This window comes from Brevundimonas sp., assembly GCF_036400995.1.
Classification (GTDB): Bacteria; Pseudomonadota; Alphaproteobacteria; order Caulobacterales; family Caulobacteraceae; genus Brevundimonas.
In genome coordinates this window covers 18,152-31,205 of the sequence record NZ_DASWWG010000016.1, presented here as the reverse complement: position 1 = coordinate 31,205, position 13,054 = coordinate 18,152, and the positions used below count along the sequence as shown (strand labels likewise).

At 69.1% G+C, this 13,054-nt stretch carries 15 protein-coding genes; 10 read left to right on the top strand and 5 right to left on the bottom strand.

Going from position 1 to position 13,054, the window contains the following annotated elements:
• Positions 1 to 14 precede the first annotated feature (14 nt).
• Positions 15 to 674 carry a thiamine phosphate synthase gene (thiE, locus tag VGE03_RS02175; RefSeq protein WP_331034753.1) on the bottom strand — a complete coding sequence of 220 codons (660 nt, stop codon included), beginning with the start codon at positions 672 to 674 and terminating at the stop codon, positions 15 to 17.
• Between the two features lie 122 nt (positions 675 to 796).
• Between thiE and VGE03_RS02170 the strand changes: the two genes are divergently transcribed.
• Complete coding sequence (locus VGE03_RS02170) at positions 797 to 982, top strand: (2Fe-2S)-binding protein (protein ID WP_105563100.1); 186 nt, start codon at positions 797 to 799, stop codon at positions 980 to 982.
• Positions 983 to 1,149: 167 nt separating this feature from the next.
• On the top strand, positions 1,150 to 1,650 hold the full coding sequence (bfr, locus tag VGE03_RS02165; RefSeq protein WP_331034752.1) for a bacterioferritin: 501 nt from the start codon (positions 1,150 to 1,152) through the stop codon (positions 1,648 to 1,650).
• Positions 1,651 to 1,713: 63 nt separating this feature from the next.
• On the opposite strand, the gene VGE03_RS02160 is transcribed toward bfr, so the two are convergent.
• Positions 1,714 to 2,439, bottom strand: a complete 726-nt coding sequence (locus VGE03_RS02160) for an ABC transporter permease (RefSeq protein WP_331034751.1) — start codon at positions 2,437 to 2,439, stop codon at positions 1,714 to 1,716.
• Positions 2,439 to 3,374 carry an ABC transporter ATP-binding protein gene (locus tag VGE03_RS02155; protein WP_331044829.1) on the bottom strand — a complete coding sequence of 312 codons (936 nt, stop codon included), beginning with the start codon at positions 3,372 to 3,374 and terminating at the stop codon, positions 2,439 to 2,441. The genes VGE03_RS02160 and VGE03_RS02155 overlap by 1 nt, the downstream gene beginning before the upstream one ends.
• A gap of 86 nt (positions 3,375 to 3,460) precedes the next feature.
• On the opposite strand from VGE03_RS02155, the gene VGE03_RS02150 reads away from it, so the two are divergent.
• From VGE03_RS02150 to VGE03_RS02130, 5 genes are all read left to right on the top strand, one after another.
• Positions 3,461 to 3,958 (top strand): DUF2975 domain-containing protein, encoded by a 498-nt coding sequence (locus VGE03_RS02150; RefSeq protein ID WP_331044828.1) that lies wholly within the window; start codon positions 3,461 to 3,463, stop codon positions 3,956 to 3,958.
• Positions 3,958 to 4,203 (top strand): helix-turn-helix domain-containing protein, encoded by a 246-nt coding sequence (locus VGE03_RS02145; protein ID WP_331044827.1) that lies wholly within the window; start codon positions 3,958 to 3,960, stop codon positions 4,201 to 4,203. Before VGE03_RS02150 ends, VGE03_RS02145 begins: the two co-directional genes overlap by 1 nt.
• 55 nt (positions 4,204 to 4,258) lie before the next feature.
• Positions 4,259 to 4,810, top strand: a complete 552-nt coding sequence (locus VGE03_RS02140; RefSeq protein ID WP_331044826.1) for a TspO protein — start codon at positions 4,259 to 4,261, stop codon at positions 4,808 to 4,810.
• Positions 4,811 to 4,936: 126 nt separating this feature from the next.
• Positions 4,937 to 5,503, top strand: coding sequence for an elongation factor P (efp, locus tag VGE03_RS02135; RefSeq protein WP_331044825.1), 567 nt, complete (start codon positions 4,937 to 4,939; stop codon positions 5,501 to 5,503).
• A gap of 193 nt (positions 5,504 to 5,696) precedes the next feature.
• Positions 5,697 to 6,503, top strand: a complete 807-nt coding sequence (locus VGE03_RS02130; RefSeq protein WP_331044824.1) for an inositol monophosphatase family protein — start codon at positions 5,697 to 5,699, stop codon at positions 6,501 to 6,503.
• A 176-nt stretch (positions 6,504 to 6,679) separates the two neighbouring features.
• Here VGE03_RS02130 and recN read toward each other — a convergent pair whose 3' ends face one another.
• On the bottom strand, positions 6,680 to 8,380 hold the full coding sequence (gene recN, locus VGE03_RS02125; RefSeq protein ID WP_331044823.1) for a DNA repair protein RecN: 1,701 nt from the start codon (positions 8,378 to 8,380) through the stop codon (positions 6,680 to 6,682).
• A gap of 144 nt (positions 8,381 to 8,524) precedes the next feature.
• Entirely contained in the window at positions 8,525 to 9,373 is an 849-nt protein-coding gene (locus VGE03_RS02120; protein ID WP_331044822.1) for an outer membrane protein assembly factor BamD, read from the bottom strand.
• A 218-nt stretch (positions 9,374 to 9,591) separates the two neighbouring features.
• On the opposite strand from VGE03_RS02120, the gene VGE03_RS02115 reads away from it, so the two are divergent.
• The 3 genes from VGE03_RS02115 (at position 9,592) to VGE03_RS02105 (ending at position 13,025) form a co-directional block, all read left to right on the top strand.
• Positions 9,592 to 10,527, top strand: coding sequence for a ribose-phosphate pyrophosphokinase (locus VGE03_RS02115; RefSeq protein ID WP_331044821.1), 936 nt, complete (start codon positions 9,592 to 9,594; stop codon positions 10,525 to 10,527).
• A 77-nt stretch (positions 10,528 to 10,604) separates the two neighbouring features.
• Complete coding sequence (locus tag VGE03_RS02110) at positions 10,605 to 11,807, top strand: hypothetical protein (RefSeq protein ID WP_331044820.1); 1,203 nt, start codon at positions 10,605 to 10,607, stop codon at positions 11,805 to 11,807.
• 132 nt (positions 11,808 to 11,939) lie between these two features.
• Positions 11,940 to 13,025: a hypothetical protein gene (locus VGE03_RS02105; RefSeq protein ID WP_331044819.1), complete on the top strand. Its 1,086-nt coding sequence runs from the start codon at positions 11,940 to 11,942 to the stop codon at positions 13,023 to 13,025.
• Positions 13,026 to 13,054: the final 29 nt, after the last annotated feature.

The following is a 13,054-nucleotide window of genomic DNA, read 5'->3' as shown; positions in this document are numbered from 1 at the left end:
AACATCCTCTGAAGTCAGAAGGCTGTCGCCAGAACCGCATTGAACGCTCGAACCGCCGCCGCCGGCCCTTGCGGGTGAGCCCAAACCCCCGCGCTGACGGCGACGAAATCGGCGCCGGCGGCGGCGACCTGGGCCGCGTTGTCGACCGTGATGCCGCCGATGGCGACGCAGGGCGTCTCCATCGTCTCCTGCCATATCGTCAATTCGATCAGTTCGGGCCGGTGCGTGGTTTCCTTGGTGTCAGTCGGAAAGAAGGCGCCGAAGGCCACATAGTCCGCGCCCGCCTCGGCCGCCTCCATCGCCAGGTGGCGGCTGTCGTGGCAGGTGGCGCCGATCATGGCGTCCGGCCCCATGATGCGCCGCGCCTCGGCCACCGGCGCATCGTCCTGCCCCACATGCACCCCGTCGCAACCGGTGGCCTTGGCCAGGTCGGGCCGGTCGTTCAGGATCACCGCCACGCCGTGCGCCTGGGCGATGGGCGCCAGCCGCGCCACGGCGGCCTTGATCTGATCGTCCGAAGCGTCCTTGAGCCGGATCTGCAAGGCCGCGACCTCGCCCGCCGACAGGGCCTGTTCGAGCAGGTCGGCGAAGGCCTCCAGGTCGGCGAGGGCCGGGGGCGTGATCAGATACAGCTGACAGGGCGGACGGGGCGGGAGCGCAGTTTGACGGGCCATGTCCTCGCCCTGCCCGTCCCCGCGCCGGGCGTCAATGTCGCGGCGCCGTGCGAACGATTTGCACTCGCCTTAATAAATGCTATAGCGAGCCATTCTCAGTAACTGCTTCGGGGCTTTCCGCCTTGTACGTCTGCAACTGTAACGGCCTTCGCCAGCGTGACGTCGCCCAGGCCATCGAGGCCGGCGCGACCCGTCCCAAGGATATTTTTGCGTCCAATCAATGCGCTCCGCAGTGCGCCAAGTGCGTCTGCGAAATGCGCCAGATGATTCAGGACACCCAGGCCGCCTTCGCCCTCGCGGCCGAGTAGGGCGCCCATCTGAAATTCGATTTCACTCGCATTATCAATGCAGTGATAAGAACTCGCAAATGATCCACGCCCCTGAAGCCGTGCTATAAACCTCTTCACGGGCGGCGCTTAGAGCCGCGACGTCATGACGACGTCGCCCAGCGCCGCCGCATTAGAGGACGACGACCATGAAGGGCGATCCGGCGATCATCCGCACCCTCAACGCAGTTCTGACCAACGAACTGACGGCGGTGAACCAGTATTTCCTGCACGCCCGCATGTTCGAGAGCTGGGGCCTGGCCCACCTCGGCAACGTCATCTACGAAGAATCGATCGGCGAGATGAAGCACGCCGACATGCTGATCAAGCGCATCCTCTTCCTGGACGGCCTGCCCAACCTGCAGGACCTGCACAAGCTCAAGGTCGGCGAGGATCCGATCGAATGCCTGGGCGCCGACCTGAAGCTCGAGATCGACAGCCGCGCCACGACCCGCGACGCAGTCACCCAGTGCGAGGAAGCCCGCGACTACGTCAGCCGCGACCTGCTGATGAAGATCCTGGCCGACACCGAGGAGCACGTCGACTTCCTCGAGAACCAGCACAAGCTGATCGAGCTGATGGGCGCCCAGAACTACCTGCAGTCGGCCATGAAAGAGATCACCACCGACGGCGGGGCCACCGGCGGCTGATCCGCGGCTGAACGCAAGACATTGGAAGGGGCGGCCGAGCCATCGGCCGCCCCTTTTCCTTGGCTACAGCACCTCGCGCCGGGCCAGGTGCGCCACCGCCAGAATCAGTACGATCACCCCCAGCCCTCCGCCCAGACCGAGCGCCGCCTGCATCCGCCAGACCTCGCCGGCCAGAACGTTGACCGGCATCTGCCATGGCATGAAGACCCCCTGCTTGGCCGAGGTGGCCACCACCGCAAAGAAGGTGCCGCCGATGCCCACGATCAGGGCCGGCACGAAGCTGGCGAACCGCATGGCGACCCAGAACTGGATGGCGATCATCAGCGTGCCCGCCACCGCCATCAGCCCCAGCATCCTGGCATAGGCCGCCAGATCGAAGGCGCCCGTCGGCGCCACGGCGGGTTTGATCAGCGCCGCCAGCGACACCGAGGCCGCCGTCAGCGCCAGCACGCCCGCGCTCATCAGCACCACCAGGCCGATCACGCAGGCCGCCTTGGCCGCGTACAGGCTCCAGCGCGGGATCGGCAGGGCGCGCAGGTGGTCCCAGGACTTCGGCCCATGCTCCATGTGCGCGACCAGGGCGGTCAGGGCCGTCACGCTCATCGGCATCATGAAATAGGCCCAGATGGCCGAGCCCGTCCCGATCCACATCTCCCAGGGCGACGGCTGCTTCGCCCGCAGCATCATGAAGAAGGCGAAGATCGCGATCAGACTGGGCGCAGCCACGGCCAGCAGCAGGGCCAGAGAGCGGTTCAGCTTGCGAACCTCGACAGACAGAACGGACAGCATCACGCGGCCTCCGGCAGGGGGTGAACGGTTTCCGTCACCTGGCGGTACAGGCCCTCCAGCGAGCGTTCGCGGGCCCCGATGGCGAAGACGGCGACGCCCTGCTCGACCAGGGCCCGGTTGAGGCCCGCCGTCACGGCGTCGTGGTCCTGGCCCGCGCGCAATCGCGCCGTCAGGCCCTCGGCGACCTCCGTCACGTCCAGATCATGCCGGGCCAGCAATGCCGCCGCCCGAATGCGGTCGTCCACGCGCAGATGGATTTCCGGCGCCTCGGCCGCCTTCAGCGCCGTCAGTTCGCCCTCCAGAACCAACCGCCCCTGATGGATCACGCCCACGTGGGTGGCGATCTGCTCGATCTCGCCCAGCAGGTGGCTGGAGAGCAGCACCGTCGCCCCCGTCCGGGCGGGCAGGTCACGCAGAAAGCGGCGCATCTCGGCGATGCCGTCCGGGTCCAGGCCGTTGGTCGGCTCGTCCAGCACCAGGACCGGCGGCGCGCCCAGCATGGCCCGCGCCAGCCCCAGCCTCTGCCGCATCCCCAGGGAATAGCCCGCGACCCGACGACCGCCGTCGGCCCGCATCTCGACCACGTCCAGCACCCGGTCGATCTCGCTGACCGGAAGGCCCAGAAAGCGACGGCTGAGATCCAGATTCTCGCGCCCCGTCAGGTTGCTGTAGAAACCATGCGCCTCCAGCAAGGCGCCGACCTTGCGCACCGCGCCGATGCGGTCGCGCGCCACGTCGACGCCGCCGATCCGCGCCGTCCCGGCCGTCGGCTGGATCAGACCCAGCAGCATCTTCAGCGTCGTCGTCTTGCCCGCCCCGTTGCGCCCCAGGAAGCCATAGACCGCCTGATCCGGCACCGTCATCGACACCGCATCCACCGCCGTTCGCGCGCCGAAGCGCCGCGACAGCCCCTCCGTCTCAACCATTCCGGCCATCGCCGCCTCCATTAAACTCTTAGATAAAGTTGCAAAGGCGCAATCTTTAAGTCAAGATTAAAGAAACGTCAGAATCGGAACCCGCCATGACCCGAGACCTCGACCGCTTTCGCCGCCTGTGCGGCCAGTACCGCTGGCTGGCGGTCTTCATGGTGGCCAGCGTGGGGCTGCTGTTGGTCGCGGCCAACCTGATCGCTCCGATCGTCCTGTGGGCGCGCGTCCCGACTCTCGTCAGCGGGCGCGCGGTCGCCGCCTCGCTGATCTGGATCGCCCCGGCGCTCTGCTACCTGTTCGGCGTCTGGTCGATCGGCGGCGGCATGGGGCAACTGGCCAGGGGACGACTGATACAGCCGACCCTGGCTGCGACCCTGCGTCGGGTCGGCCTGGCCCTCGGCTTCGGCGGCGTGATCAGCGTCTTTGTCGTCACCAACCTGCTGCGCCTGATCGGCTCCACCCAGGGCGGCTATCTGCATTTCGACGTGGCCGGCATGACGCTGGGCATGATCGGCGGCGCCGTTTTCCTGCTGGGCCGCGTCGTGGATCAGGCGGGGGTCGTTCAGGCCGAACTGGACGAGATGATCTGATGGCGGTTCGCGTGACCCTGGACGCCCTGATCGTCGCCAGGGGCATCAAGGCCCGCGATCTGGCCGCTCAGGTCGGGCTCAGTGAGACCCAGTTGTCCCTGTTTCGCTCCGGCAAGGTGAAGGGCATCCGCTTTCGCACCCTCGCCCGGCTATGCGCCGCCCTGGGCTGCCGCCCCGGCGACCTGCTGGACTACGACCTGGACCCTGCCGACCTGGAGCCGCCCGGCGGCGACGAGGCGGACTGACGGAACCGCCTTGAGGGCACGCGACTTGATTTCCTGACCCTTTGCAGGAGCCGCCATGTCCATCGAAAACGCCCTCGACACCGCCCGCGATCAGGCCTCCGGCCTTCTCAACGCCGAGGGGCGCAGCTGGACTCATGTCGGGCTGGGCCTGGCCCTGACCGCCGGATTCGCCCTGGCGGCCACGACCGCGGCTTCAAAGCTGATCCGCCCCCAGCCGCGCCGAGCGCTGCAGCCGCTGGGCGGCGACGCCCCGATCACCGAACGACCGCGCGGCCCGATCAGCCTGATCCTGCCGGCCATGTTCTCGGCCACCACCCTGTCAGCCGTGCGGGTGTGGAACGCCCCGGCCCGCCCCGAGCGGCGCAGCGCCATGGCCCTCTGGCTCGCCGCCCAGACGGTCAGCGCCGTCTGGCTGGCCGTGCGGCCGACACGCCTGACGACCCAGGTCCTGGCGGCCATGTCCTCGGCCGGTCTGGCCGCCGCCTTCGCCCACGAGGCGCGCAAACTGGACCCCGGCGCCGGCAAGCTGGCCTCGCCCACCGGCATGGGCGTGCGTCTGGCCAATCGCGCCGAGGCCCGGCTTCGCGACAGGCCGACCGTTCACTGATCCGCAGACCGGCGATCAGCGCCCCCATTGCCCTTTTTCCACTGTTCCTCTACGGCTCGCCGCGATTTCGCGCGCCCGCCTGTGAAGCGGCCGGGCCGCCCCCTGCCCTCACATCCAGCGGTTTCTATGAAAATCAACGGCAACACCATCAAGCCCGGCATGGTCCTGCAGCACAACGGCGGCCTGTGGGTCGTCACCAAGGCCAGCCACGTCAAGCCCGGCAAGGGCGGCGCCTTCGCCAACGTCGAGGCCAAGAACCTCGAGACCGGCAACAAGCTGAACGAACGCTTCCGTTCGGAAGACAAGGTCGAGCGCGTGACGCTCGAGCAGAAGGACTACTCGTACCTGTACGACGGCGGCGAGACCCTGGTCTTCATGAACGACGAGAACTACGAGCAGATCGAACTGCAGAAGGACTGGGTCGGCGACGAACGCATCCCCTACCTGCAGGAAGGCATGAAGGTCGTCATCGAGTCGCACGAAGACCGTCCGATCGGCCTGTCGCTGCCGGACCAGGTCACGCTGGAAGTCGTCGAGACCGAGCCCACCGTGAAGGGCCAGACCGCCTCGTCGTCCTACAAGCCGGCCGTCGCCAACAACGGCGTCCGCATCATGATCCCGCCCTACATGTCAGCCGGCGAGAAGATCGTCGTCGACACCGCGACCGGCGAATACGTCCGCCGCGCGGACTAAGCGGCGTGATTGGTGATTGGTGGCTGCCGGCCCGAACGCCGGTGTAGCCACCGAGGGTGAGGTGTGAGCCGCATCAATCACCAACCACCAGTCACCAATCACTTCACCGGCTCCGTCGGGGCCGGCTAGCGTTTGAACTTCTCCGCCTGTCCGGCCACCGGCTTTTCAGGACACGCGGACCAGGAGATTCCCGATGGCCCTCGCCTCCGCCCTGCTGCAAGTCATGATGGACGCGGTCCGCAAGACCGCCCGCCCGATGCTGCGTGATTTCGGGGAGGTCGCGAACCTCCAGACCTCGCGCAAGGGTCCGGGCGACTTCGTCACCGCCGCCGACATCAAGGCCGAGGAGACCCTGTTCGAGCTGCTGACCAAGGCCCGTCCGGGCTACGGCTTCCTCGGCGAGGAACGCGGCTTCATCGAGGGCACCGACAAGTCGCACCGCTGGATCGTCGATCCGATCGACGGCACGACCAACTTCATCCACGCCATGCCGCACTTCGCGATCACGGTCGGCCTGGAGCGCTTCGCCCCGGACGGCTCGTCCGAGATCGTGGCCGCCGTGACCTACAACCCGGTCATGAACGAGATGTTCTGGGCCGAGAAGGGCAAGGGCTGCTACCTGAACGACGGTCGCATCCGCGTCGCCGGCCGCAAGGACCTGTCGGAAAGCCTGATCGCCACCGGCCTGCCCTTCATCGGCAAGCAGGGCCACGCCCAGGCCATCAAGGACATCCACGCCGTCGGCCAGCGCGTCGCGGGCATCCGCCGCCTCGGCTCGGCCGCCCTGGACTTCGCCTGGGTCGCCGCCGGTCGCTATGACGCCTTCTACGAGCGGAACCTGCAGGCCTGGGACGTGGCGGCGGGAATCCTGCTGGTCACCGAGGCCGGCGGTCTGGTCACCTCGATCGACGTCGACGGCGATCCGAAGAACGGCAAGCAGGTGCTAGCCGCCAACCCGGAGATCCACACCGCCCTGCGCAAGGTGCTGCAGGGGGCCTGAAGCTGAGTGTCCTTCTCCCCTTGCGGGAGAAGGTGGCTCGCGAAGCGAGACGGATGAGGGGTATCGGCTCCGTCACCAACGCGTTTGCGCTGGAGCACCGATTTCACCCTCGTCCGCGCTGGCACCCCTCATCCGGCCCTCCGGGCCACCTTCTCCCGCAAGGGGAGAAGGAAATTCTATCCAATCAGCGTCCGCGCCGCCGCCCGCGCCTCGTCGGTGATCGTCGCGCCGGACAGCATCCGGGCGATTTCCTCCAGCCGTTGGCCTTCATCCAGCGTGTCCACCGTGGTGGCGGTGACCCCCGCGTGGTCGGACTTGCGGACCTTCCAGTGGGCGTGGCCGCGGGCGGCGACCTGCGGGCTGTGGGTGACGACCAGCACCTGCGCGCCCTGCGACAGGCGCTGCAGGCGGGTGCCGACGGCCTCGGCGACGGCGCCGCCGACGCCCTGATCCACCTCGTCGAAGATCATCACCGGCTGGCGCTGGTCCTCGCGACCCGCCAACGCGGCCTTCATGGCCAGGGCGAAGCGGGCCAGTTCGCCGCCTGACGCAATGGCGTCCAGCGGGCCGAACGGAGTGCCGGCGTTGGTGGCGATCTCGAAGCGGACGGTCTCGACGCCCGACGGGCCGCGACGGCCGTCGGCCACCGGCTCGAAGGCGACGCGGAAGCGCGCGCGTTCCAGCTTCAGCGGGCCGAGTTCCTCCATCACCGACGCGGTCAGCCGCTCGGCGGCCGCCTCCCGCGCCGAGGTCAGCAGGGTCGCGGCCAGGTCATAGGCTTCACGCGCGGCCGAGGCTTCCCGCTCGGCGGCGGTGATGGCGCCGGCGCCGTCCTCGATCAGGCGCAGTTGCTCGCGGAATCGCTCGCGCAGGGTCGGCAGCAGCTCGACCGAGGTGTTCAGCTTGCGGGCGGCGGCGCGCAGGGCGAACAGCCGCTCCTCGGTCTTGTCCAGACGGCCCGGTTCGAAGTCGAAGGCGTCGGCGGCGGCGTCGACGCAGGCCAATGCCTCCTCGGCCTCCACCAGCGTCCGGTCGATGGCCTCGGCCGCGGCGGTCAGCTTGAGCAGCAGCGGGTGATCGCCCTCGGCGCCCGACTGGGCCGCGCGGGTGCGGGCGTGCTCGACGGCGCGCAGGGCCGCCGACAGGTTGCGCGACAGCTTGTCCCCACCCAGCGACGCCCGGGCGTCGGTCAGGTCGGCCATGGCCTTTTCCGCCGCGCCCAGCAGGGCCCGTTCGCCCGCCAGCTCGGTCTCCTCGTCGGCGCGGGGATCCAGCGCATCGAGATCGGCCAGGTTCTGGGTCAGTTCCTCGGTATGGGCGGCGGCGTCCGCGGCGGCGGCCTTCAGCTCAGCCACCTTGCGCTCTGCGGTCTTCAGCGCCTCGGCGGCGGCGGCGACGCCCTCCAGCTGGGGCGACAGGCCGCCGTAGGCGTCCAGCAGGGCGCGGTGGGTCTTCCAGTCCAGCAGGCCGACGGTCTCGTGCTGGCCGTGCACCTCGACCAGGGCCTGGCCGATCTCGCGCAGGGCGGTAACGCCGGCGGGCTGGTCGTTGACGAAGGCGCGGCTGCGGCCGTCGGCGGCGACGGTGCGGCGCAGGATCAGGTCCTCGCCCGGCGTGACCTCGAAGCCCTTCTCGGCGATCAGCTCGATCAGGGCCTGATCGTCGGGGGCGGTGAAGACGGCCGTGGCGCTGGCCTGTTTGGCCCCGGCCCGCACCAGCCCGGCGTCGCCGCGCGCGCCCAGCGCCAGCCCCAGCGCGTCCAGGATGATCGACTTGCCCGCCCCGGTCTCGCCGGTCAGCACGGTCAGGCCGTCCCGGACCTCGAGGTCCAGCACGTCCACCAGGACGATGTCGCGAATCGATAGCGCGGTCAGCACGACGGGCCTCCTTGCGGAGACGTCAGGCCGGAAACGCGGTCAGAAAGCTGGGGCAAGGCGAATCGTCTTCTCGGGCGATGCCGGAGAATGCGGAGCAACCGCCTCCCGGGACAAGACCGGGAATAGCGGAACAAATCGAAAACGTCAGCCCGGGATCAGACGACGCAGCCAGCTTTCACGCTGGGCGGTCGGGGCGACTTCCGGCGTCGCGCCTTCCTCGGTCAGCAGGGCGTAGGCCTCCGCGTACCAGGGGCTGCCCGGATAGTTGAAGCCCAGCACCGAGCCGTTGCGCATGGCCTCTTCCTTCAGGCCGAGGACCAGATTGATCTCGACCAGACGGTACAGGGCCTCCGGCGTGTGCGAGGTGCGCTGGTAGGCCGGATTGTCGATCACGGTCTTGTAGCGGTTGATCGCCGCCAGCGGCTGGTTGTTGCGCTGGTAGTAGCGGCCGATGGCCATTTCCTTGCCGGCCAGCTGGTCGTTGACCATGTCCATCTTCACCGTGGCGTCGATGGCGTAGGGCGTGCCCGGATAGCGGCGCGCGACCTCGCGCAGGCCGTCCAGCGCCGCCAGGGCATAACCCTGGTCACGGCCCACGTCGGTGATCTGCTCGAAGTTGCAGATGGCCTTCATGTAGAAGGCGTAGGGCGCGCTCGGATTGCCCGGGAACAGGGCGATGAAGCGATCCGCCGCGGCGATCGCCTCCTGATAGTGGTTGTCCTGATAATACGCGTAAATCTGCATCAGGATCGCGCGGCGCGACCACTCCGAATACGGGTGCTGACGCTCGACTTCCTGGAAATAATCGACCGCGTCGGCCCAGCGGCGCGCCTGCACGCGCTGGTAGCCGGTGTTGTACAGCGCCTCGACCGGGCGCTCCTCATAGGCCAGCCGGGGGCGGTTCGCGCCGCGATTCAGACAGGCCGAGGTGGACAGGGCCGAGATGGCGACGGCCGCCAGAACAAGGCCGGTGCGGAACTTCGAAGCGGACAAGGACGACCTCAAGAATGTCTGCCGACGGACGTCGCCCGTCGGCGTCCCCCGGAAACGAGACGCGTTCTCTATACCAGTGAACATCGCAGCGCCAATGCGTGAAGAAGGCCGTAAAAAGCGTCTGTCGCGCCTTGTGGCCTCCGCGTCCCCTGATATGTAGCGCGCCAGCGCCACGGCAGGCATGCAGCCGGGCGATGACGGCGAAAGGATGACCGGACATGAAGCTGCTCTCTGGCAATTCGAACCGGACCCTCGCGGCCGCAATCGCGGGCCACCTCGACATGCCCCTGACCAAGGCCCAGGTGAAGCGCTTCGCCGACAACGAGGTCTTCGCGATGATCGAGGAGAACGTCCGCGGCGAGGACGTCTTCGTGATCCAGTCGACCTCCTATCCGGCCAACGACAACCTGATGGAGATGCTGATCATCACCGACGCGCTGGTGCGCGCCTCGGCGAAGCGGATCACGGCGGTCGTCCCCTACTTCGGCTACGCCCGGCAGGACCGGAAGACGGACGGCCGGACCCCGATCTCGGCCAAGCTGGTCGCCAATCTGATCACCCGCGCCGGCGCCGACCGGGTCCTGACCATGGACCTGCACGCCGGCCAGATTCAGGGCTTCTTCGACATCCCGACCGACAATCTGGTGGCCACGCCGGTGCTGGCCCGGGACATCAAGGAACACTATCCGAAGGGCGACGACCTGATGATCGTGTCGCCGGACGTCGGCGGCGTGGTCCGCGCCCGCTCGCTGGCCAAGCGCCTGGACGCCGATCTGGCCATCGTCGACAAGCGCCGCCCCAAGGCGGGCGAGAGCGAGGTCATGAACATCATCGGCGACGTCGAAGGCCGCCGCTGCATCCTGTTCGACGACATCGTCGATTCGGGCGGCACCCTGGTGAACGCCGCCCGGGCCCTGATCGAGAAGGGCGCCACCGAGGTTTCGGCCTACATCAGCCACGGCGTCCTGTCGGGACCGGCCGTCCAGCGCGTCCAGGACGGTCCGCTGAAGGAGCTGGTGATCACCGATTCGATCGAACAGCCGGACGAGGTTCTCGGCTGCTCGAAGATCCGCCGCGTGTCCGTCGCGCCGCTGATCGGCGAGGCCATCCGGCGCATCGCCAACGAGGAATCGGTCTCGAAACTCTTCGACTGATCCGGGGAACGTCCTTCGTCCGGCCTCATTAGGGGCTGAGGCTCAGGCGCGGGGCGCCGGGTTGAGAAGGAGTCCTGATGCGTTCAGCCAACCGGAGCCGCGGCGTCGCCGTGGCCGCGATCGCCGTCGTCGCCCTGCTTGCAGGGTGCGCGTCCCAGTCCGCCGCCGAAAAGGCCGCTGAAGCCGAGGCCGCGCGGGTCGCCGCCGAGATCGCCGCCCGCACGCCGCCGCCCATGGGCCTGAACCAGGAGGTGGTCGAGGCCGCCTCGGTCTATGTCGCCTTCAGCCGCGAGATGGCGGCCATCGAGGGCGGTTTCGACAATCCCGCGGCCATCCAGGCGGCCCTGCAGCGCGGCGCGTCCTACGATCCCGTGCAGCTGTCGCGCGGGCTTGTGGCCTACGCCTCCATCGTGGCGCTGCAGTCGCCCGAGTTCGTCCAGGGCGTGCGCCAGTACGCCGTCGACCGGGCCACGCGCGAGCAATTGGCCGCCAACATCGTCGCCGACCCGCGCTGGGCGTCGCACCTGCCCGGCGCCGACGCCGCGGCGGGCCTGATCATCGCCACCCTGCGCACCGACATAGACGCCCTGAACCGGACGGCGGGCCTGATCGAGAACGACGCCTACGCCGTCCAGGCGGACGCCCGTCGGTCCTGGGCCGTGGCGCCGGTCGCCGACCGCGAGGGGCGCCTCGCCGACGCCAAGGCCCGCTCCACCCGCGCCATGCTGCCCTCGGCCGAGGACGCCGCCCGGTTGATGTCCGCCGCCACCAGCGGCTCGGGCCTCGGCCTGTCCGGCGACCGCCGCCGCACGGCCCCCTACCCGCCCGTGGTCGAGCGGGCGCTGGCCATCGCCGCCCTGGCGGCCTTGGGCGAAGCCGGCGACAGCACCCGCACCCGCGCCCTGCAGGACGACCCGGTCAGCCAGGGCTGCCTGGCGGAATCCAAGCTGAACCTGTTCCAGTGCCTGGCCGCCTCGCGCCCGAACTATGAGGACGTGTTCTGCGTCGGCCGTCACATCGTCCGCGACATCGCCACATGCACCCGCGGCGCGGCCCAGCCGGCCCCGACGGTGCTGGTGTCCGGCGTCGAGGTCGTGCCGGAGCCCCGGATCACCCCGACCAGCCTGGATGCGCCCGTCACTCCGGCTCCCGCGCCGGCGCCCGCACCGGTCCAGACCCCGGCGACGCCGCCGGCTCCGGTCGCGACGCCGGCTCCGCCGCGACCGGCCGTGTCTCCGACCGAGCGACTCAACTCCCAACCGAACCGCGATCCCGGCTGAGGAGAATCATCACCTTGTGATCCCGGACTTCCGGCAACGCTTGCATTAACGCTCGGAGAACCACTTTCTCCGCGATAATAGGTCGAAGTCTGTGGTTGCGCCCTGACGGGCGTCGAGGGGTGGGGTTTGGTAATGTTCCAGGGTCAAATGCGCCGCGGCCTTTCGCTCGCCGCCGTCGCCGTCGCCGCCGTGCTGGCCAGCTGCGCCACCGATGAACCCGCTCCGGCGCCCGCGCCGCCCCCGCCGCCTCCGCCGCCGCCCGCCCTGTCGATGAACGAGGGCGTCGCCCAGGCGGCCTCGATCTATGTCGCCTTCCTGCGCGATGTCGGCACCATTCCGCCGGGCGGCTTCACCGACGCCGAATCCATCCAGGCCGCCATCCGCAAGGGCGCGGCCTATGAACCCGCCCAGCTGTCGCGCGGCATGATCGCCTACGGGTCGATCCTGGCGCTGCAATCGCCCGAGTTCGTCCAGGGCGTGCGCACCTACGCCGTCGATCCGGCGGTGCGCCAGGAGCTGATCAACCGCATCATCGCCGATCCGGCCGTCGCCGCGACCCTGCCGGGCGCCGACGCCGCCGCGGGCCTGATCGTCGAGACCCTGGGTCGCGACGTGGCCGCCATGCGCCTGATCGCCGAGGGCGTCGAAGGCGACGCCTACACCATCCAGGAACGCCGCGACCCGCGCCGTCGCTGGGCCGTGACCCCCATCCCGAATCGCGAGAGCCGCCTGCAGACGGCCAAGACCCTGTCGGCCGCCCAGATGCTGCCGTCGGCCGAGGAATCGGCCCGCCTGTTCGCCGCGGCCCATTCGGGCGCCGGCCTGGACCTGAGCGCCGGTCGTTCGGGCCCGCCCTACACCCCCGCCGTGACCCGCTCGCTGGCCCTGGCCGCCCTGGCCGCTCTGGGCGCGGGCGGCGAGGAATTCCGCGCCAGCACCGAGGCGATGACGGTCGAGCAGAACAGCGAGTTCTGCCTGAACATGTCCAAGCTGATGCTGTTCCAGTGCCTGGCGGCCTCGCGTCCCAGCTACGAGGACATGTTCTGCGTCGGCCGCCACATCGTGCGCGACCTGTCGACCTGCACGGCCCAGAACATCACGCCGCCCCCGGCGGAACTGGCTCCGACGACCGTCGCCGACGGCGAAGGCTCGGTCGCGGCCAGCGCCGCCGCGGCCGCCCAGACGAGCACGACGGCGTCGCTGAACAGCGGCCGCTGACGGCAAAGAGTCGACAGCGGTTGCGTCGG

Bases quoted from the DNA above. Each gene is read 5' to 3' on its own strand.
- efp (WP_331044825.1), top strand. From the start codon at position 4,937: ATGAAAATCAACGGCAACACCATCAAGCCCGGCATGGTCCTGCAGCAC.
- VGE03_RS02160 (WP_331034751.1), bottom strand. From the start codon at position 2,439: ATGCTGTCCGTTCTGTCTGTCGAGGTTCGCAAGCTGAACCGCTCTCTG.
- VGE03_RS02150 (WP_331044828.1), top strand. From the start codon at position 3,461: ATGACCCGAGACCTCGACCGCTTTCGCCGCCTGTGCGGCCAGTACCGC.
- thiE (WP_331034753.1), bottom strand. From the start codon at position 674: ATGGCCCGTCAAACTGCGCTCCCGCCCCGTCCGCCCTGTCAGCTGTAT.
- VGE03_RS02145 (WP_331044827.1), top strand. From the start codon at position 3,958: ATGGCGGTTCGCGTGACCCTGGACGCCCTGATCGTCGCCAGGGGCATC.
- VGE03_RS02130 (WP_331044824.1), top strand. From the start codon at position 5,697: ATGGCCCTCGCCTCCGCCCTGCTGCAAGTCATGATGGACGCGGTCCGC.
- VGE03_RS02155 (WP_331044829.1), bottom strand. From the start codon at position 3,374: ATGGCCGGAATGGTTGAGACGGAGGGGCTGTCGCGGCGCTTCGGCGCG.
- VGE03_RS02105 (WP_331044819.1), top strand. From the start codon at position 11,940: ATGTTCCAGGGTCAAATGCGCCGCGGCCTTTCGCTCGCCGCCGTCGCC.
- VGE03_RS02110 (WP_331044820.1), top strand. From the start codon at position 10,605: ATGCGTTCAGCCAACCGGAGCCGCGGCGTCGCCGTGGCCGCGATCGCC.
- VGE03_RS02115 (WP_331044821.1), top strand. From the start codon at position 9,592: ATGAAGCTGCTCTCTGGCAATTCGAACCGGACCCTCGCGGCCGCAATC.
- VGE03_RS02140 (WP_331044826.1), top strand. From the start codon at position 4,259: ATGTCCATCGAAAACGCCCTCGACACCGCCCGCGATCAGGCCTCCGGC.
- bfr (WP_331034752.1), top strand. From the start codon at position 1,150: ATGAAGGGCGATCCGGCGATCATCCGCACCCTCAACGCAGTTCTGACC.